This is a genomic window from Arthrobacter sp. Leaf69 (assembly GCF_001422645.1).
Lineage (GTDB): Bacteria > Actinomycetota > Actinomycetes > Actinomycetales > Micrococcaceae > Arthrobacter.
The window spans coordinates 65323-84680 of record NZ_LMLR01000012.1 but is presented as its reverse complement, the minus strand read 5'-3'; the positions used below and the strand labels follow the sequence as shown (position 1 = coordinate 84680).

At 67.3% G+C, this 19358-nt stretch carries 19 protein-coding genes; 12 read left to right on the top strand and 7 right to left on the bottom strand.

All coding sequences use genetic code 11. The features are described from left to right. The first annotated feature begins 29 nt into the window (after nucleotides 1–29). Together ASE96_RS11735 and ASE96_RS11730 are read left to right on the top strand one after the other, a co-directional pair. Nucleotides 30–572, top strand: a complete 543-nt coding sequence (locus tag ASE96_RS11735) for an ArsR/SmtB family transcription factor (RefSeq protein ID WP_056430307.1) — start codon at nucleotides 30–32, stop codon at nucleotides 570–572. A gap of 62 nt (nucleotides 573–634) precedes the next feature. Further along, the gene (locus ASE96_RS11730) at nucleotides 635–943 is read left to right on the top strand and encodes an antibiotic biosynthesis monooxygenase family protein (RefSeq protein ID WP_056430304.1); all 309 of its coding nucleotides are present in this window, start codon (nucleotides 635–637) and stop codon (nucleotides 941–943) included. A gap of 25 nt (nucleotides 944–968) precedes the next feature. On the opposite strand, the gene ASE96_RS11725 is transcribed toward ASE96_RS11730, so the two are convergent. Then, nucleotides 969–1601 (bottom strand): DUF998 domain-containing protein, encoded by a 633-nt coding sequence (locus tag ASE96_RS11725; protein WP_056430301.1) that lies wholly within the window; start codon nucleotides 1599–1601, stop codon nucleotides 969–971. Between the two features lie 143 nt (nucleotides 1602–1744). On the opposite strand from ASE96_RS11725, the gene ASE96_RS11720 reads away from it, so the two are divergent. The 5 genes from ASE96_RS11720 (at nucleotide 1745) to ASE96_RS11700 (ending at nucleotide 5415) form a co-directional block, all read left to right on the top strand. Next, entirely contained in the window at nucleotides 1745–2233 is a 489-nt protein-coding gene (locus tag ASE96_RS11720; RefSeq protein WP_056430297.1) for a toxin-antitoxin system HicB family antitoxin, read from the top strand. Nucleotides 2234–2323: 90 nt separating this feature from the next. Further along, nucleotides 2324–3169: a DUF4097 family beta strand repeat-containing protein gene (locus tag ASE96_RS11715; RefSeq protein ID WP_056430295.1), complete on the top strand. Its 846-nt coding sequence runs from the start codon at nucleotides 2324–2326 to the stop codon at nucleotides 3167–3169. Nucleotides 3170–3200: 31 nt separating this feature from the next. Then, nucleotides 3201–4145, top strand: coding sequence for an ATP-binding cassette domain-containing protein (locus tag ASE96_RS11710; protein ID WP_056430293.1), 945 nt, complete (start codon nucleotides 3201–3203; stop codon nucleotides 4143–4145). Further along, nucleotides 4142–4978 carry an ABC transporter permease gene (locus ASE96_RS11705; protein WP_056430290.1) on the top strand — a complete coding sequence of 279 codons (837 nt, stop codon included), beginning with the start codon at nucleotides 4142–4144 and terminating at the stop codon, nucleotides 4976–4978. The genes ASE96_RS11710 and ASE96_RS11705 overlap by 4 nt, the downstream gene beginning before the upstream one ends. A gap of 89 nt (nucleotides 4979–5067) precedes the next feature. After that, the gene (locus ASE96_RS11700) at nucleotides 5068–5415 is read left to right on the top strand and encodes a hypothetical protein (protein WP_056430286.1); all 348 of its coding nucleotides are present in this window, start codon (nucleotides 5068–5070) and stop codon (nucleotides 5413–5415) included. Between the two features lie 67 nt (nucleotides 5416–5482). On the opposite strand, the gene ASE96_RS11695 is transcribed toward ASE96_RS11700, so the two are convergent. Further along, a complete protein-coding gene (locus ASE96_RS11695) occupies nucleotides 5483–6862 on the bottom strand; it encodes an MFS transporter (RefSeq protein ID WP_156367580.1) in 1380 nt (459 codons plus the stop codon). Nucleotides 6863–7019: 157 nt separating this feature from the next. On the opposite strand from ASE96_RS11695, the gene ASE96_RS11690 reads away from it, so the two are divergent. The 5 genes from ASE96_RS11690 to ASE96_RS11670 all read left to right on the top strand — a co-directional run bounded on the left by ASE96_RS11690 (nucleotide 7020) and on the right by ASE96_RS11670 (nucleotide 12971). Continuing rightward, nucleotides 7020–8042 carry a LacI family DNA-binding transcriptional regulator gene (locus tag ASE96_RS11690; RefSeq protein ID WP_056430279.1) on the top strand — a complete coding sequence of 341 codons (1023 nt, stop codon included), beginning with the start codon at nucleotides 7020–7022 and terminating at the stop codon, nucleotides 8040–8042. 168 nt (nucleotides 8043–8210) lie between these two features. Continuing rightward, complete coding sequence (locus tag ASE96_RS11685; protein ID WP_056430276.1) at nucleotides 8211–9506, top strand: sugar ABC transporter substrate-binding protein; 1296 nt, start codon at nucleotides 8211–8213, stop codon at nucleotides 9504–9506. A gap of 81 nt (nucleotides 9507–9587) precedes the next feature. Continuing rightward, nucleotides 9588–10550, top strand: coding sequence for a carbohydrate ABC transporter permease (locus ASE96_RS11680; protein WP_056430273.1), 963 nt, complete (start codon nucleotides 9588–9590; stop codon nucleotides 10548–10550). 1 nt (nucleotide 10551) lies between these two features. Beyond that, complete coding sequence (locus ASE96_RS11675) at nucleotides 10552–11430, top strand: carbohydrate ABC transporter permease (protein WP_056430271.1); 879 nt, start codon at nucleotides 10552–10554, stop codon at nucleotides 11428–11430. A gap of 41 nt (nucleotides 11431–11471) precedes the next feature. Beyond that, complete coding sequence (locus ASE96_RS11670) at nucleotides 11472–12971, top strand: glycoside hydrolase family 32 protein (protein ID WP_056430269.1); 1500 nt, start codon at nucleotides 11472–11474, stop codon at nucleotides 12969–12971. A gap of 92 nt (nucleotides 12972–13063) precedes the next feature. Here the strand turns inward: ASE96_RS11670 and purU are convergent, their stop codons facing one another. From purU to ASE96_RS11645, 5 genes are read right to left on the bottom strand one after another with little or no spacing between them, the layout of a single operon-like run. Continuing rightward, nucleotides 13064–13960, bottom strand: coding sequence for a formyltetrahydrofolate deformylase (purU, locus tag ASE96_RS11665; protein ID WP_056430266.1), 897 nt, complete (start codon nucleotides 13958–13960; stop codon nucleotides 13064–13066). 3 nt (nucleotides 13961–13963) lie between these two features. Continuing rightward, nucleotides 13964–15337 (bottom strand): L-serine ammonia-lyase, encoded by a 1374-nt coding sequence (locus ASE96_RS11660; RefSeq protein WP_056430262.1) that lies wholly within the window; start codon nucleotides 15335–15337, stop codon nucleotides 13964–13966. Further along, on the bottom strand, nucleotides 15337–15972 hold the full coding sequence (locus ASE96_RS11655) for a sarcosine oxidase subunit gamma (protein WP_056430259.1): 636 nt from the start codon (nucleotides 15970–15972) through the stop codon (nucleotides 15337–15339). The genes ASE96_RS11660 and ASE96_RS11655 overlap by 1 nt, the downstream gene beginning before the upstream one ends. After that, a complete protein-coding gene (locus ASE96_RS11650) occupies nucleotides 15965–18931 on the bottom strand; it encodes a sarcosine oxidase subunit alpha family protein (RefSeq protein WP_056430256.1) in 2967 nt (988 codons plus the stop codon). Before ASE96_RS11650 ends, ASE96_RS11655 begins: the two co-directional genes overlap by 8 nt. Next, nucleotides 18928–19335, bottom strand: coding sequence for a sarcosine oxidase subunit delta (locus ASE96_RS11645; RefSeq protein WP_056430253.1), 408 nt, complete (start codon nucleotides 19333–19335; stop codon nucleotides 18928–18930). The genes ASE96_RS11650 and ASE96_RS11645 overlap by 4 nt, the downstream gene beginning before the upstream one ends. Between the last annotated feature and the right edge of the window lie 23 nt (nucleotides 19336–19358).

Genomic DNA, 19358 nt, shown 5'->3' with positions numbered 1-19358 from the left:
GTTTGTACACCGGATCGTAGGATGGATCCATGACGGACGCAGAGCCGACCAGCGTGAACGAGAATAAACCCGCCGCCAGCGCCCGGGAAATCAAGGCGCTGGCCCATCCGCTGCGTCTGAGGATCCTGCGCCTGTGCGGACTCCGCGAACTGACCAACAAACAACTCGCCGACCGGCTGGGCCAGGATCCAGGGACAGTGCTCTATCACGTGCGGCAATTGCTCTCCACCGGATTCCTTGAAGCTGCCGAGGTCCGCACGGGAGAAAGTGGTGCGCTGGAGAAGCCGTACCGTTCCACGGGGCGGTCCTGGAACCTGGACACTGCACTGCGTGAAGCTGGTCCGGGCGGTCCGCTGGCGCCGATCGAGGCGTTCCGGGAAGAGTTGACGGAAGCAGGGCCGGACGCGATCGCCAGCCTCTCACGTTTCGTGTTGCACCTCTCCGAGAAGGACGCCGAGGACCTGATCACGCGCATAGGCGCTGTGCTGGACGAATACACCCAGAGTGACCGGCAACGATCGGACCAGCCCGCGTACGGCGGCATCTTTGTCCTTCACCGGTCGCCGGACTAGGCCGCCGGCCCCGTCATTGCCGCGGTGACACCCGGCGGTAGAAGATGGGTCATGATGGTGGGATGATCACCGAACATGCCTTGCTCTCCGTCCGGCCCGGTATGGAGGACGATTTCGAGATTGCCTTCAGCAAAGCGAAGCTGATCATTGCTTCCATGCCTGGATTCCAGGGCCTCACGCTTTCGCGATGCATCGAGAGCACCGCCACGTATCTGCTGCTGGTGGAATGGGCCCGTCTGGAGGACCATACGGAAGGTTTCAGGGGGTCCGCGGAGTACCAGGAGTGGCGCGGGCTGCTGCATCATTTCTATTCACCGTTTCCAACGGTGGAACACTATGAGCAGATCCTGGCCGTGCCTGCCCGGCCTTAGCTCGCTCCCTGCTGTTCTTCGGTCCTCAGAGAGCCTGGATCAGTGTCAGGCCGCCCGCCAACGCCACCCAGGCCAGATATGCCAGCATGCTGAAGCGGTTGGGCCAGCCGATAAGTACCTCGGGCTTCCCGACCGCGTCGGGTTGACCGAACCGGAATGTCGCGCCGAGGAACCAGATCAGGCCCGCCCACGGGATGACCGCCGCCCACGCGAGAATCTGGCCGGCGGGCGAATGCATGGCTGCACCGATTCCGGCAGAGGTCGCGGCAACGGGAAAGCCCAGGATGAAGAGCGAGCCGAGCCCGGCGTGGACCTTGCCCCGGCCTGTGATCTCCGGCCGCGGCGTCGTGATCGGGTCCGTGTCGACAAAAGCCGCCCCGAGCGGCCCTAGCGCCACCACGGGAAGTCCGACTGCCAGAACGCCCGCAGGCGGCCACAAGGCAATGCCGGACGCTGCGACGCCGGTTCCGCCGAGGATGAACGCAATCCGCATGATCACGCCGTAGCTGCCCAGCGAATATTCACTGAGCATCCGCCAGGAGGGGTCGAATTCCGGTTCAAGCTTGTGCAGCGCGACAACGAGAAGAATCGCACCCGCGACAGCACCCAGCGAGTAGCACGCGGCAAACACCGCAAGGGAGTCCGTCAGCGCCTTCATGCCTTGATTATCAGCCCCGACGCCGGAAACGCCCCGCTCCCGGCGCCCAGCCTGCAGGACGGGCGGCTGAACAATGCCCGGGCGCGCCGTCCTTGACACCACCAGACCTTGACGTGACACCACAGTGGTGTCACTATGGTGGCATGGAACTCGGACAGTACGTCACCGACCTGCAACGCCAGGTAGTGGATGCCGCGGAGGACGGCTCGGAAAACACCCGAGCCGCCGCCGAACGGCTCGCCGCCGGGCTGGATGCCGCCACGCGGCTCGTATTACTCGATGCCCTGTCGGCCGCGGCCGGCGAGATCACCCGGGATCTCGCGCCCGGCTCGGTTGACCTGCGGCTGCGCGGTCGCGACGTCGAGTTCGTTGTAACCCAGCCAAACACCGAACCTGACAACGACGACCGTCCGGCTGCACCGCTCGATCTCGACGACGCGAGCACCTCCCGCACCACGCTCCGCCTGCCCGACGCCCTCAAGGCGCGGGTGGACGAGGCGGCGGCGGCGGACGGGCTGTCCGTCAACACCTGGCTGGTCCGAGCCGTCGCCACCGCACTCCAGCCGAAGCAGCGACGATCCGCGCAGCGCACGCTGCGCACCGGCGACAACTTCGCGGGCTGGGCGCGGTAACCCGCTCACGCCACCACAGCCCAACACACCCACCAGCCACGCGAACCCGCGGGGCCGAACGAACACACCCACAGAAAGGCAGACTTCGGCATGCCCACGTTCAACACCCCCGCCCCCATTGACCTCGCCATCAACCTCCAGGTCGGCGCGATCGACGTCTTCGCCGGTGACCGCGCCGACACGGTGGTGACCGTTTCGCCCACCAACCCGGATAAGGCGGTGGACCGCCGAGGCGCGGAGGAGACCACGGTCGACTTCGACGGCGAGCGGGTCACCATCAAGGGCCCGCGGCCCCGCTTCAGCTGGCGGGGGCCCACCGAGTCGGTCGACGTCAAAGTCGAGCTGCCGGCCGGATCGCGGTTCACCGCCGAAATCGCGGTGGGAGGCGTGCGAACCGTCGGACGCCTCGGCGCGACCCGCATCAAAAGCTCGCTTGGCCGCGTGGATCTGGACACCACCGGCGACCTGTGGCTACGCGCCTCGCACGGCAACGCGACCGTGGGTACCGCCAAGGGCGGACTCGAGATCACGGCCGACCACGGTCAGATCCGGATCGGAACGGTCACCGGCGACGCGCTCCTCAAGGCATCGCATGGCAGCATCCTGATCGGGGAGTCGGGCGGCGACCTCGACGCGAAGCTCTCCTACGGCGACCTCGAGATCACGAAGGCGCTCGCCTCCGTTGCGGCGAAGACCGCGTACGGCAGCATCCACCTCGGCGAGGTCTCGAGCGGTTCCATCCAGGTGGAGAGCGGCTTCGGCCAGGTCACCATCGGCGTGCGGCCCGGCGTTCCCGCCTGGCTCGACCTGTCCTCGAAGGACGGGCACGTGCGCAACGAGCTCGACGGCGACCACGCTCCCGGCGCGTCCGAACAGGCGGTCGCAGTGCACGCGCGCACCCGGGCCAGCGACATCAGCATCCAACGCGCCCGCTAACTCCGGGCATCCAGCGGAAAGGAACGAACCCATGAATACGCCAGCGATCGAAGCCCGCGGGCTGCGGAAGTCCTACGGCCAAAAGGTCGTGCTCGACGACGTCCACCTCACCGTGGGCGCGGGCACCGTCACGGCGCTGCTCGGCCCGAACGGCGCGGGCAAAACGACCGCCGTGCACATTCTGGCCACGCTTGTCCGGCCCGACGGCGGCACAGCCGTCGTGAACGGCTGCGACGTCGTCCGCGATCCGGGCGGCGTGCGCGCCGCGATCGGCCTCACCGGACAGTTCTCCGCGGTGGACAACCTCCTCACCGGCGAGGAGAACCTCCAGCTGATGGCCCGGCTGCGCCACCTCGGGGCGAACCGCTCAAGGACCCGGGTGGCCGAGCTGCTGGAGCAGTTCGACCTCACCGACGCCGCCCGCAAACCGCTTGCCACCTACTCGGGCGGGATGCGCCGCCGCCTCGACCTGGCGATGACCCTTGTCTCGGCGCCCAGCGTCATCTTCCTCGACGAGCTCACCGCGGGCCTGGACCCTCGTAGCCGCCGCACCATGTGGGACATCGTGCGCGGCCTCGTCGCGGACGGCACCACCGTGCTGCTCACCACCCAGTACCTCGACGAGGCGGACGAGCTCGCGGACCGCATCGCGGTGCTCGACGGCGGCCGCATCGTCGCCGAGGGGACCCCGGACGAGCTCAAGCGCCTGGTGCCCGGAGGCCACATCCGGCTCCGGTTCGCGGATGCCGCGGCGCTCGACTCCGCTGCCCGCCTGCTCGACGAGTCGGCCCGCGACGACGCCGGGCTCTCGCTTGCCGTGCCGAGCGATGGCGGGGTGGGCGCGCTGCGCACCGTGCTGGACCGCCTCGACTCGGCCAACCTCGAGGTGGACGACCTCAGCATCCACACCCCGGACCTCGATGACGTGTTCTTCGCGCTCACCAGCCGGGCCGACACGAAGGGAACCGCGTCATGACCACCATCACCGCCCGGCGCCAGACGACCCCGGGCACCGGCCGCCAATCGCACGTCATCGCCGACGCGGCCACCATGCTGCGCCGCAACCTGCTGCACATGGTGCGCTACCCGGGCCTGTCCGTGTTCACCATCGTGGGGCCGGTGGTGCTCCTGCTGTTCTTCGTGTTCGTGTTCGGCGGCACCCTCGGGGCCGGCCTGCCCGGTGCGGATCCGGCCGGAGGGCGGGAGGCGTATGTCGCATACGTTATGCCGGGCATCCTGCTGCTGACCATCGCGGGCAGCGCCGGCGGCACCGCCACGACGGTCTCGATGGACATGGCCGAGGGCATCACGGCGCGGTTCCGCACCATGGCGATCTCACGGGCTGCGGTGCTTGCCGGGCACGTGCTCGGCAACACCATCCAGGCGATCATCGCCGTTGTGCTGGTGCTCGGCGTCGGCCTCTTGATTGGCTTCCGCCCGACTGCCGGACCGGTCGAGTGGAGTGCGACCGCCGGTCTGCTCGTGCTCATCGCGTTCGCGATCAGCTGGCTGGGGGTGGCCATGGGGATGCAGGCGAAGTCGGTCGAGACAGCGAGCAATCTGCCCCTCCTGTTGACCTTCCTGCCCTTCCTCAGCAGCGGCTTCGTGCCCACCGAGTCGATGCCGGAGTGGATGCAGTGGTTCGCGCAGTACCAGCCGTTCACGCCGTTCATCGAGGCCATCCGCGGCCTGCTGCTTGGCACCCCGCTCGGCTGGAGTCCGGTGCTCGCGATCGGATGGTGCGTGGTCATTGCGGTCGCCGGGTATGCCTGGTCCATGGCGCTCTACGAGCGGAAGTCGGTGCGCTGAGGCCCAGCCCACACCGGATAAGGGCGGGCGGCCGCGGGTTCAACGCGGCCGCCCGCCATTCCGCAGCGGTCCGTGCCAGACTTTCAGCCATGGAGCCCATGGATTGCCTGGTCATCTACGTCCCCACCGATGCCGCACAGGCTGTCCGGCAAGCCATCGGCGACGCCGGGGCGGGCCGCCTGGGCAACTACTCGCACTGCTCGTTCAGCCTCGAAGGTACCGGGCGTTTCACGCCGCTGCCCGGCGCGAACCCGGCCATCGGCGCCGTCGGATCCCCCGAGGAGGTGCCGGAAACCCGGATCGAGGCCATCTACCCGCGCTCCCGGCGCACCGCCGTCGTGGGCGCCGCGCTGTCCGCGCATCCGTACGAGACGCCGGCGTTCATGACCTTCCCGGTTGATGCCAGCCAGCCGGGCCGGGCGGGCTCCGCGGAGTAGCGCGGCGGGTGCGGAAGCGGGTGTGACCTACGAGCCGCGGCAGGCGAGTGCTAGAAGCAGTTCCTACTCATTTGGAGGACGAGGACGAGGAGGCGGTGTTCGCCATCCCCGACTCCTCGGCAGCCGTCCGCGCGTACGACGCAGAGACCCGGCGGTAGACCGGGGTCAGGGAAGCCAGCATCGCGGCGGCGATCATGATGATCCCGGCCGCCAGGAACACCAGAGCGATGCCGCGGGAGGTGCCCTCGCCCAGCAGCGGCGCCAGCTGGGCGGCACCCTCTGCGGACCGCGCGTAGGGGATGATCCAGACCTGGGCGATCGGCGCGATGAGGAACGCGGTGATTGGCGCTGCCGCGGACTCGAACGCCATGGCGAATCCGAACACCCGACCCTGCCGGTTTAGAGGCACCACCTGCTGGATGACCGTCTGCTCGGCGGCCTCCACGAAAGGCACCAGAACCAGGTACAGCCAGATGCCGGTGATGTACAGCCATGCCCACTCCCGCAGCGTGAACACCGCACCAAGAATCCCCATGACGATCACGGCGATGAGCATGGTACGCAGCGGGTTGGACCCGAGTCCGAATTTTCCGATCAGCGCTCCGCCCACGATGAACCCGGTGGCGCCGAGCGCGAAGTAGGTCCCCCACAGCTCCACCGGGAACATTTCCAGGCCGTAGGGATCCATCAGCGCCATGTAGACGCCGCCGATGAAGTTGTTGAACGTGGAGAAGAGGATCAGCGCGAACAGCCCGGAAATGGCTAGAACGGCGGCGAGGGAGCCGCGTAGGTCGAATCCGCCGTGCGCGTCAGTGGCGGCCGCGCGCACCTCCTCGGGCATGCGCAGCATGAGCAGGTGCGCGAATGCCAGCGCCGTGAGCACTATCGCGACGACGATCGTCCAGCCCATGCCCAGCAGCCCGACTGACAGCCCGGAGAGCAGCGAGGTGACGATGAACATCAGTCCCTGCACCATGCCCACCAGCCCGTTGGCGTTGGCCCGCCGATCCGGCTCAATGAGGATGGTGACGGTGGTGGAGAGCGCAATGTTGCGCATGTTTTCCACCACCGCTCCGACCAGGATGATCAGGGTGAAGACCCAGAACCAGGGCTGTGTCAGGTCCAGGAGCCGGGCGGCGGGTGTCAGCAGGAACATGACCCCGGACAGCACGAACATCACCAGCGTGAAGCCGGCGGCGAAGCGCATCACGGCCAGCTTGCGGTAGCGGTCCACGAAAGTTCCGAAGCTGATGCTGGAGAGGGCGATCAACAGCATGTACGCGCCGCCAATCACCCCGGTGGCGATCACGTTGCGCGTCTGCAGGTACACCCAGAACGTCAGCGCGAACCATAAGTAGCTGGTGGTGATGTTGGCGAGGGCGGTATTCACCAGGATCCCGGCGAACGTGCGGGACCGCTGTGCCGGACTGCGCAAGGCCTCGGTCATGCGTCCCATTGTAGTGACGGAGACCGCGCGCGGACACGGTTGGAGCCTGTTCCGGAAGAACCTCCCGGGCGGCTGCGGGCGAAATGATTGACAGTTGCAAATCGTTTTGGGTACTGTGATCAACACAACAAGCAAAACGTTTTGCAAAGGACAGTCAATGGCGACAAAGATAGGCATCCGGGAAGTGGCGAAGGCCGCTGGCGTTTCCGTCACCACGGTTTCGCACGCCCTCAATGACGCCACCAGTTCCCGCGTCAATCCCCAGACCCAGCAACATGTGCGGGCTGTGGCCAAGGACCTTGGCTACGCTCCCAACCGGCTTGCCAGCGGACTGCGCAACCAGCGTTCGCAGATCCTTGGCCTCGTCAGCGACGAAATCACCACCACGCCGTTCGCCGGGGCGATGATCAGGGGCGCCCAGGACGCCGCCTACGAGCGCGGCTACGTGCTCATGGTGGTCAACTCGGGCCGCGACCTGGAACTCGAGCACCGCGAAATCCGCACCCTGCAGCAACACCAGGTGGACGGGATCGTCTACGCGAGGATGTACCACCAGGGGGTCAGCCTTCCGGAGGAACTGGGCACGCTTCCCACGGTCCTCCTCGACGCCGTTACGGTGGACCGGTCCATCTCATCGGTGGTCCCGGACGAAGTGACCGCGGCGGAAACGGCAGTGGAAGCCCTCGTCAAGGCCGGCCATACCAGGATCGGAATGCTCGGCAACGGCGACGATATCCCGGCAACCCACGGACGGCTGCAGGGCTTCCGGAACGCCCTGGCGCGCCACGGCCTCCGCTTCCATTCGGAACTGGTGACCGCAGGGGTGGCCGATACTCAGGGCGGGCGGGAGGCAGCACTGGAACTGCTGCGGCGCCCGGAGCGGCCGACTGGATTGTTCTGTTTCAGCGACCGCGTGGCCATGGGTGCCTACCAGGCCGCTGCCGCGCTGGGGCTCCGCATCCCCGAGGACGTCTCCATCGTCGGAACGGACAACCTCGAGCTGATCGCCGCGGCGCTGTGGCCCGGACTCACCACCGTGGCGCTTCCGCACTATGAGATGGGACGCTGGGCGGTCACCCGGCTCCTCGACGATATCGAAGGGCCCGAAACGGCAGCCGTCCAAGAGAAGTTCTCCTGCCCGCTCATTGAGAGAGGGTCCGTCGGTCCACCGCCGGACTGAACACTCCGGACTGAGCAATCCGGACAGAGCACTCCATCCAGAGCACACTCCACCGACAGCACACACCCATCCCCGGGCCCCGCAAAAGGGACGCAGCCGTTGCACCGGCCGCGCCCCCAAGGACCCGGGCTGATCATCCGCGCATAAGACAAGCAGAAAGACTCACTCATGAACAAGCGATTCACCCGAATCCTGGCCACCAGCATAACGGCGGCCGCCCTGATCGGCAGCCTTGGCGCCTGCGGCAAAGGCAGTGCCTCGGCCACGTCCGAAGGTTCCAACGAGATCACCCTGTGGACCCACAACGCCGGCAACCCGGAAGAGCTGGCGGCGATCAAGGGCGTCGTCGACTCCTACAACAAGAGCAGCGATGCCAAGGCCAAGATCAAGGTGCAGGCATTTCCGCAGGACTCCTACAACGACTCCGTGGTCTCTGCGGCCGCAGCCGGCAAACTTCCCTGCATCGTCGATATCGACGGCCCCAATGTACCCAACTGGGCGTGGGCCAAGTACCTGACACCGCTCAAGCTCACCACCGACCTTTCCGCACACCTCCCCAGCACCGTGGCCACGTGGGAGGGCGAGACCTACGCGGTGGGCCACTACGACGTCGCGCTGGCCATGCTTGCCCGGGCCTCCGACCTCAAGGCCGCAGGTGTACGCGTGGCAACGGTGAAGCAGCCCTGGACCAAGGACGAGTTCCAGGACGCGCTGACCAAACTCAAGGCCCTGGACAAGTGGGACTACCCGCTGGACATGGGGACCGCCGGCAACGGCGAATGGCTGCCGTACGGCTACTCGCCGCTCCTGCAGTCCTTTGGCGCAGACCTCATCAACCGCGACGGTTTCCAGACGGCGGAAGGCGTCCTCAACGGGGACAAAGCCGTGGAGTGGGCCCAGTGGTTCCGCGGCCTGGCGGAACAGGGCTTTATGGCCACGAAGAGCGGCAAGGACTCCACACAGGACTTCCTGAACAACAAGAGCGGGCTGCTCTACACCGGTTCATGGGCCGCGGACAAGGCCCGCGCCGCACTCGGCGACGACCTGGTGGTCATGCCCACAGTGGACCTCGGCAACGGACCCAAGATCGGCGGGGCCTCCTGGCAGTGGGGCGTCACGGAAGGCTGCGCCAACACCGACGCCGCCATGGACTACCTCTCCTACTCCCTGAAGCCGGAAAACCTGGCCGCAGTTGCCAAGGCCACGGGCACCATCCCGGCCACGGATGAGGCCGCAGCGCTGATCCCCGCGTTCGCGGAGGGCGGCGCCAACCGGATCTTCATGGACTTCTCCCGCCAGTACGCGGTGATGCGCCCCGAGACTCCGGCCTACCCCTTCATCGCCACCGAATACGGCAAGGCGGTCCAGGACGTCCTGGCAGGCGCCGATCCCCAGACGGCCTTGGACAAGGCAGTCAAGGCCATCGACGCCAACATCAAGTCCAACGGCGGCTACAAGAACTAGCAGCCTTCCGCGGAGGACGACGACGGCCGGCGAGTTCCGCCGTCGTCGTCCCCCCGGTGCTGCAGGTCAACGGAGAATCCCATGACAACCACCCCTCTTGACACCCGTCCCCGCCCCGCCGCCGCACCGACGCCGGCGCCGCTGCCGTCCGCGCCGCGCCACCGCCGGGCAGGCTTCCTGCGCGAGCAGATCAGCGGCTGGGGCATGATTGCCCCCGCCGCGGTGCTGCTGCTCCTCTTTGTGTTCCTGCCGGCCATCCTTGGCTTCGGCCTGGCCTTCACCAACGCCCGGCTGATCTCGCCCCGCCCGGTGGAATTCGTCGGCACCGACAACTTTGCCCGGCTGTTCGCGGACCCCACCTTCTGGCGGGCACTCCTGAACGTCACCTACTTCGCCGTGGTGGTGGTCCCGGTGCAGTCGGCCCTGGCCCTGGCCATGGCGCTGCTGATCAACAAGAAGTTCCGGGGCGTGAACTTCTTCCGCACCGTCTACTTCCTGCCTGTGGTCACGTCCATGGTGGTGGTCTCCCTGTTGTGGCTCTTTATGTACCGCAAGGACGGCCTGATCAACGAGCTGTTGTCCACGTTCAGCTTCGGCCTCATCCAGGGCGCCGACTGGCTCAACGACCCCGCCACGGCCATGCCCGCCATCATCGCGCTGTCCATCTGGCAGGCCGCCGGATTCCACATGATCATCTGGCTCGCCGGCCTGCAGAGCATCTCCGGGGAACTGTACGAGGCGGCCCAGCTGGACGGCGCCAGCCGGTGGCACCAGTTCCGGTATGTCACCTGGCCCGGCCTGAAGCACACCCGCAGCCTGGTCCTGGTGACCATCACCATCCAGGCCCTCGGCCTCTTCGACCAGGTCAGCGTCATGACCCAGGGCGGCCCGCTCGACTCCACCACCACCATCATCTACGAGGCCGTCCGCTCTGGCTTCAAACAGCAGGAAACCTCTTACGCCTCCGCGATATCGCTGGTTTTCTTCGTCCTGGTGCTGCTCATTTCAGCGGTGCAGCGCTACCTGACCCGAGAGAAGGACTGACGTGAAAAACTCGCTTCGACTCAGTAGCGCGGCAACCATGCTGGTGCGGATCCTGTTCGCCGCCGTCGCTGCTTTCCCAATCGTTTTTATGCTGGTTTCCTCGCTCAAGCCGGACACCCAGATCTTCGGGGACATGTCCTCCGTGGCGGCCTTCCTGCCGGTGGGAAACATCTCCTTCGACAACTACGCGGCGGTCTTCGACCGGGTCCCGGCTGCCCGTTTCCTGGTCAACTCCATCGGCATCTCCGCCGTCACCGTGGTTCTGGGCATCTTCATCAACAGCCTCTGCGCCTTCGCCCTGTCCCGCATGGAAGTGCGTGGCAAACGGGTGGTGTTCACCGTCATCCTTGCCACGCTGATCGTGCCGTTCCAGACCCTGGCCCTGCCCCTCGTCTGGTGGGTCAACCAGCTGCCGTACTTCGAACTCAACGGCTTCAGCCTTGAGATCTCGAAGGGCTGGTTGGACACGTATCAGGTCCAGATCATTCCGTTTATCGCCAATGCGTTCTCCATCTACCTTTTTCACCAGTACTTCGAATCCATCCCCAAGGAACTGGACGAAGCCGCCCGGATCGACGGTGCGGGATGGTTCAAGATTTACCGCCAGGTGGTCATGCCGCTGGCCGGCCCGGCCACGGCCACGGTCGCGATCCTGACGTTCCTGCCGGCCTGGAACTCGTACCTGTGGCCCCTCATGGTGGTCCAGTCCGAGGAACTCCGCCCGGTCATGATCGGCATCCAGTACTTCTTCCAGCTCAACGTCTCCTGGGGCGAGGTCATGGCCTACGCGTCCCTCATCACGGTCCCCGTGGTGGTCCTCTTCATCGCCTTCCAGCGCTCCTTCATCAACAGCATCGCCTCCAGCGGCGTCAAGGGCTAACCACCCGCCGCCCCGGCCCCCGTGAAAGCAGACAGCATTCCATGACAACCACATCCGCGCTCGACTGCCGGTACCGGCCACAGCACCACTACACGGCGGACCGCTCTTGGCTGAACGATCCCAACGGACTGGTCTACGCTAACGGCACGTACCACCTCTTCTACCAGCACAACCCGTCCGGGACCGTCTGGGGCAACATGTCCTGGGGGCACGCCACCTCCGCGGACCTGCTGCACTGGGACGAACAGCCAGTGGCCATTGCCTGCGACGAGCAGGAAGCCATCTTCTCCGGGTCGGCCGTGCTGGACAAGACCAACACGAGCGGCTTCGGCACGCCGGACCACCCGCCGCTTGTGGCCATCTACACCAGTGCCTATTCGCCCGCATCCCCTTTGAGCGGGCGGCAGGCGCAGTCCCTCGCCTACAGCACGGACAACGGCGCCACTTGGACAAAATACGCCGGGAACCCCGTGCTGGACCGGGCGTCGGCTGATTTCCGTGACCCGAAAGTCTTCTGGTACGACAGTGACGCCGGTGGCTACTGGGTGATGGTCGCCGTGGAAGCGACGGACCGGGAAATTGTCCTCTACAAGTCCGCTGACCTCAAGACCTGGGAATACCTCAGCACCTTCGGCCCGGCGAACGCCACCGGGGGAGTGTGGGAATGCCCCGACCTGTTTGAGCTTCCGGTGGACGGCGATGCCGGGAACACCAAGTGGGTGCTGGTGGTGAACCTGAGCCCTGGCGGAATCGCCGGCGGCTCCGGCGGGCAGTACTTCCTTGGATCGTTCGACGGCGTGGCCTTCGCTTCCGAGACCACGGTCACCGAGGGGCTCCAGCAGGATGACAGCCGAATGGCCGAGTACGGCTGGCTGGACTGGGGACGGGACTACTACGCCGCCGTCTCCTTCACCAATGCCCCGGGCGGGCGTCGGCTGATGATCGGCTGGATGAACAACTGGCAGTACGGCGCCGTCACGCCGACCAGCGGCTGGCGCAGTGCGATGTCATTGGTGAGGGACGTCAGGCTGGCTACGCGGGACGGCCGCGTGGTGCTGACGCAGGCCGCTGTGGATCCTTTCGGCAACGGCGGAGCCGCGACCTACAGTGAGGCCGGCAGGACTCTCGCCGACGGGACGCGCTGGCTTCCTGCCGAGGCCTCCGGCGATGTGCTGCGGATCGACGCCGAATTGGAGCCCGGCGACGCCGGGAAGGTGGGTCTGCTGCTCCGGGCCGGCGGCGGAGAACAAACGGTTCTTGCCTACGACGCCGGCACAGGAGTGCTGAGCCTGGACCGGACTGCATCCGGCAACACGGACTTCCACGAGACGTTCGCTTCGGTGGAAAGCGTGGCCGTGCCGCTGGAGGACGGTCGGCTGCGGCTGCGGGTCTTCCTGGATCGTTGCTCGGTGGAAGTTTTCGCCCAGGACGGGCTGGCCACGATCACGGACCAAATTTTTCCCGGTGAAGCGAGCACCTCGCTGGCTGTCTTCGCCGCGGGCGGTTGCGCCACGCTGGTGAGCCTCGACGTCGTCCGTTAGCTGAAACGCCGCAGCGACACTGCTGATCATGCACCCCGGGAGTCCGGGGTGCATGATCAGCGGCGGCTTGGCTGGCCGGGTAACCACGCAGGCTACTTCAGGACCACGGTCCTGTTTCCCTGCAGGATCACGCGGCCTTCGCAGTGCCAGCGCACGGCGTTGCTGAGCGCCTTGCACTCGGTGTCCCGGCCGGCCGCGACCAGGTCTTCCGGCCCGTACGTGTGGTCCACCTCCACCACCTGCTGGGAAATGATGGGCCCCTCGTCCAGCTCCGCGTTGACGTAGTGGGCGGTGGCCCCCACGGTCTTCACGCCACGTGCGTAGGCCTGGTGGTACGGCTTGGCGCCCTTGAAGCTGGGCAGGAACGAATGGTGGATATTGATGGCCCGGCCGTCCAGCTTGCGCGTGAGTTCGTCGCTGAGGACCTGCATGTAGCGGGCCAGGACCACCAGTTCGACGTCGAACTGGTCAATGAGCTCCAGCAGCCGGCCCTCCGCCTCGGGCTTGGTGGCGGCGGTGACGGGCACGTGGAAGAACGGGATGCCGTGCCATTCCACCAGCGCCTGGTGGTCCGTGTGGTTGGACACCACGGCCACCACGTCGACGGGAAGTTCGCCGATCCGGGCGCGGAACAGCAGGTCGTTGAGGCAATGCCCGAACTTGGACACCATGATCAGCACGCGGCGCTTGGAACCGTGCGGCTCCAGCCGCCAGCTCATCCCGAAGTGGTCGGCCACCGGGGCGAACGCGGCCCGCAGGGTGTCCGCGGTGGACGCATCGCCGTCGGACGCAAAATGCACCCGCATAAAGAAGTGCCCCTCGGAGCGCTCGCCGAACTGCTGGTTGTCGATGATGTCGCAGCCGTGTTCCAGCAGGAAACCGGAGACGGCGTGGACGATGCCGGGGGATTCCCTGCAGTCCAGCGTCAGGACATGCTCCACGGTGGTGGCCGGCCGGGGGAGGGAGGTTTCAGCTTCGATGGCAGTCATGGCTCAGCACTCGATCACATTGACGGCGAGGCCTCCGCGGGAGGTCTCCTTGTATTTGGTTTTCATGTCCGCTCCTGTCTCACGCATGGTTTTGATGGCTTTATCCAGCGACACCTTGTGGCTGCCGTCGCCGTGCAGCGCCAGCCGCGCGGCGTTGATGGCCTTCACGCTGGCGATCGCGTTCCGTTCGATGCAGGGAATCTGCACCAGGCCGCCCACGGGGTCGCAGGTCAGGCCGAGGTTGTGCTCGATCCCCACTTCGGCGGCGTTCTCCACCTGTTCGGGCGTGCCGCCGAGCACCTCGCACAGCCCCGCGGCCGCCATGGAGCAGGCGGAACCCACCTCCCCCTGGCAGCCCACCTCCGCGCCGGAGATGGAGGCGTTGATCTTGAACAGGATCCCGACGGCGGCCGCCGCCAGCAGGAAGCGGACCACACCGTCGTCGTCGGCTCCGGGAACAAACTTGACGTAGTAGTGCAGCACAGCGGGCACAATGCCGGCCGCACCGTTGGTGGGGGCGGTGACGATGCGCCCGCCGGCGGCGTTTTCCTCGTTGACGGCAAGGGCGAAAAGGTTCACCCACTCCATGGCCCGGAGCGGGTCGGTGACGCCGGTGTCCGCCGTCAGGGTCTGGAAGAGCGACGGCGCCCGGCGCCGGACGTTCAGCCCGCCGGGAAGGATTCCTTCCGCGGCGCAGCCGTTGTCCACGCATTGGCGCATAACGGCCCAGAGCCCCAGCAGCTTCTCGCGCAGTTCCGCCTCGCCGTGCCACACCAGCTCGTTGGCGAGCATCACGCCGGAGATGGACATGCTCTCCCGCTGACAGATCGCCAGCAGTTCGTCGGCCGTGGTGAAGGGGTAAGGCAGCGGGGTGTCGTCGGCCACCAGTTGGTCGCCGGCGTCGGCGTCGCCGTCAACCACGAAGCCGCCCCCAACGGAATAGAAGCTCCGTTCGCTGAGGACGGCGCCGGTGTGGTCCAGCGCCCGGAACGTCATGCCGTTGGGGTGGGCGGGCAGGGACTTGCGGCGGTGCAGCACCACGTCCTCGTCCCAGTTGAAGTCCACCCGGTGGTCCCCGCCGATCCGGAGTTCGGCGTCGAGCGCGGCCGCGGCCACCTGGTCGTCCGCGGTGGAGGTGTCCACGGTTTCCGGGTCCAGGCCCTGGAGGCCCAGCACCACGGCCTTGTCGGAGCCGTGGCCCCGGCCGGTGGCGCCGAGCGAGCCGAACAGTTCGGCCTGGACCCGGACCGTGGCGCTCAGGTGGCCGTCACCCTTGAGCCCGTCGGCGAACAGCTTCGCCGCCCGCATCGGGCCGACCGTGTGTGACGACGACGGCCCGATGCCTACGGAGAACAGGTCGAGGACGCTGAGGGCCATCAGGGCACCTCGGGGGAAGCGAACTCCCTCATGGCATCCAGGAGCCACCGCCCCAGGAAGTCTGCGAACGAGGCGCGGGGGAACAGCCGGAAGCTCTCCTCCCCGTTCTTCAGCAGGACCACCGGGATGTTGCCGACCTCCGTCGCCAGGGCGGTCCCCGGCGTGAAGCTGCGCGGGTGCAGGTCCAGGGCGCAGCCCTTCTCCAGCACCGCCCGGGCCCGCGGGCCGGTGAGCTCGAACGTGGTGCGGTTCGCGGAGAGGTCCACCACCTGCCCCGGGGCGTCGCCCAGGGCGGCGGTGAGGGAGCCCAGCAGGTCTCCGCCCAGGGTGTCGTGGTCTTCCTCGGGTGCCACCACCAGGAACTCGGACGGTCCCAGCCACAGGACGCTGGCCTGCTCCGTGCCGGCCACCTCGCCGCAGCGGGCCGGCAGGCCGCCGGTGACGGAGGCGATCCGTGACGCTGCCTCGGACGCGGGGTCGACGCGGACCCCGGCCATGGTCTGGAACGGGCCCTCCTTGAGGACCACCGTTCCCGGGACGGAGCCGGATTCCAGTGCTGCGGCCAGGTGCGAGGCCGGGCTGCGGCGGATTTCGCGGAGTCCATTGATGCCGGTGAGTGCTGCGGTGTTAGCCATCTTTGCGGGTCCCTTCGGGGTCAAAAAGTACGGTTTCGGCGACGACCACATCAACCAGCTGGTCGCCGGCGGCGGCCACGAGGGTCTCGCCGATGCGGTTGCGGCCGTTTTTGATCAGGGCCAGGGCGAACGACCTGCCGAGTGCGGCGCTGTGGTAGCTCGAGGTCACAAAGCCCTGCATCGGGACGGGGCCGTACGCGGGGTTAGTGGTGATCCCCTTCTCCACGAGCTGGCTGCCCTCCGGCAGCCGCAGCGAGCCGTCCACGGGAAGGACGCTGACCAGGTGCTTGCGGTCCTCGCGCCCTGCGTCGGCCCGGGCGTAGGAGCGCTTGCCGATGAAGTCTTTGACCTTTGAGACCACCCATTCCATCCCGGCGTCCTGCGGGGTGACGGTCCCGTCGGTGTCCTGACCGACGATCGGGTAGCCCTTTTCGGCGCGGAGCACGTGCATGGTTTCGGTGCCGTACGGGGTGATGTTGAATTCGGCCCCGGCGGCGGCGACGGCTTCCCAGGTGTTCAGCCCGTACCAGGCCGGCACGTTGATCTCGTAGGCCAGTTCGCCGGAGAACGAGATGCGGCAGATCCGCGCCTGCACGCCGGAGGCGAGGGTGGTTTCGCGGAAGGTCATAAACGGGAAGGCATCCGCCTCCAGCCCGCCGCCCGCGGCGAGGTCGGGCGCCACTTTCGCGAGCACCGCACGGGATTTGGGCCCGACGACGGCGATCGTGGTCCACTGTTCGGTCACCGAGGTGCAGTGCACGTCCAGGTCGGGCCATTCGGTCTGCAGCCATTCCTCCAGCCAGTCCAGCACCTTCGCGGCGCCGCCCGTGGTGGTGGTCATGAAGTACCGGTCCTCATCGAGGCGCAGGGTCACGCCGTCGTCGAAAATCATGCCGTCGGCCATGCACATCACGCCGTAGCGGGCGGAACCGGGGGCGAGCTTCTTGAACGCGTTGGTGTAGATCCGGTTAAGGAATTCACCGGCGTCCTTGCCCCGGATTTCGATCTTGCCCAGGGTGGTGGCGTCCATAAAGCCCACGGACTCGCGGACGGCGGCGCATTCGCGGAGCACCGCGGTGTCCATGTCCTCGCCGTTCTGCGGGTAGTACCAGGGGCGCTTCCACTGCCCCACATCCTCGAATAAGGCGCCTTGGGCCACGTGCCACGGGTGGATCGAGGTGACGCGGGCGGGGTCGAACAGTTCGCCGCGCTGGCGTCCGGCGAGGGCCGCGAACGCCACGGGGGTGAACGGCGCCCGGTAAGTGGTGGTGCCGATGTCGCCAATGCCGCGGGAGGCCTCGCCGGCATGCCGGAGCGCCGCGGCGATCACGCCGATCGCGTTGACGCCGGAGGTCTTTCCCTGGTCGTTCGCGGTGCTGATCGAGGTATAGCGCTTGATGTGCTCCACGGACCGCAGCCCGGCCCCGGTGGAGCGCAGGACGTCGGCCACGCTCTGGTCCCGCTGGAAGTCGACGAAGTGGTGGTGCCAGTCGTCCGGCGTGCCCGTCTGCCCGGGTACCAGCCACAGCTGGCGGGTGGGGGCGGACGCTTTCGGCTCGGAGAGGACCAGCGGATCGGCGACTGCGTTCGAATTTTCCGGGCTGAAGCCGGCGGCGATGGCGGCCGCGGTTCCGGCGGAGCTGCCCTCGGCGAGGCAGTCAACCAATTCGAAGCTGCCGCGCCCGGAGCCCACAATCTGCTGGTTGGGAACCACAGTGCTCGGCACGAAGGCCGCCAGGTCCTCGTCCCAGCGCAGCTTGCCCTGCCGCTGGGAGTGGAGGTGGACCAGCGGGCTCCAGCCGCCGGAGACGGCCAGCACGTCGCAGGCGATCTCTTCGACGCCGGAGGTGAGTTCGCCGTCGTCGTTGATGCTGCGGACGGTGACACTGGTCAACCGGCCGCCGCCGGCCGACGCTGCTGTGGCGGTGTTGGCCACGGCGCTGCCGATCAGCACCCGGGTGCCGGATTCAGCGGCGGCAGCCGCGACGTCGGTCAGCCTGGGGCGGGCGTCCACGACGGCGGCGACCTTGACGCCGGCGGCCCGCAGGTCTGCGGCCAGGGCGTAGGCGCTGTCGTTGGTGGTGCCGATGACCACGCGCTGCCCTGCGGCCACCGCATAGCGGTTGAGGTAGCTGCGGACGGCCGATGCGAGCATGATGCCGGGCCTGTCGTTGTTCTCGAAGACCAGCGGGCGTTCGTGAGCGCCGGGGGCCAGGACCACCTGGTTGGCGCGGATGTGCCAAATACGCTGCCGCGAGACCCCGGAGGCGGCAGGGCTGGACAGGTGGTCCGTGCGGTTCTGGACGGCGATGACGTAGTTCGCGTCGTAGGCGCCGAAGGCCGTGGTGCGGTTCAGGACGGTGCATTCGGCGCCGGAGACGAGTTCGGCTTCGATGTCCGCCACCCAGTCCAGCGCCGGCTTGCCCTCGATTGTCCCGGCCAGCCCGGGCGACGTGGAGCCGGACAGCAGCGACCCGCCCAGTTCGGGCTGGTCGTCCATCAGCATCACGCGGGCACCGGTGCGTGCGGCCTCGCGGGCCGCGGCCAGGCCGGCCGGGCCGCCGCCGATCACCAGGACGTCCATGTGCACGTACTTCTTGTCGTACTCGGCGCGGTCATCGGCCGGGTCCAGGCGGCCCAGACCGTTGAGCATGTCCGCCTTCAGCCCGTCCACCAGCGTGACCGTGGTGGCGGGAAGCATGGACTCGGCCACGTGGCCCGGGAACCGCGGCTCGACGCGGACCAGCGCGTTGGGTTCCTCCACGCCGGCCGCCAGGATGCCGCGGGGCCGGTCCTCGTAGAGCGAGTTGCCGGCGGTGATCCGGCCGTTGGCGAGCAGGGCCGAGGCGAGCGTGTCGCCGGGGTGGCCGGTGAATTCCTCGCCGTCCACGGTGAAACGCCAGGAAATGGTGCGGTCGATGCGTCCGCCGGCGGCGAGGCGGGCGTTCTGGGAAGTCACTTGGTTGCTCCTTCCGGGGCGGTGGTGCTGGTGCTGGGGGCGGCGGTGCCGGGCGCTGAACCCGGTTGCTCTATCAGTTCTGGTTGCTTCAGGGGCCTTTTAGGGACAACAACTGATAGGGCATCGGGGGCTCCGGCGGGGCGGGGGGCGCCCATAGGGTAGACGGCCTGGATGTCGTAGGTGACCGTGTCGCGGAGCATGTTGAACCACTGGCGGCAGCCGGTGCTGTGCAGCCAGCGTTCGGCGAACGCGCCCTTGGTGTTGTCGCGGTAGAACAGGAACTCGGCCCATTCCCGGTCGCTCAGGTCGTTCGGGTTCTCCGGGTAGGGCACGTGGGCCTGGCCGCCGTAGTGGAACTCGGTCTCGTCGCGCGAGCCGCAGTTGGGGCAGGAGATGAGCAGCATGTGCGTCTTCTTTCTAATGGACG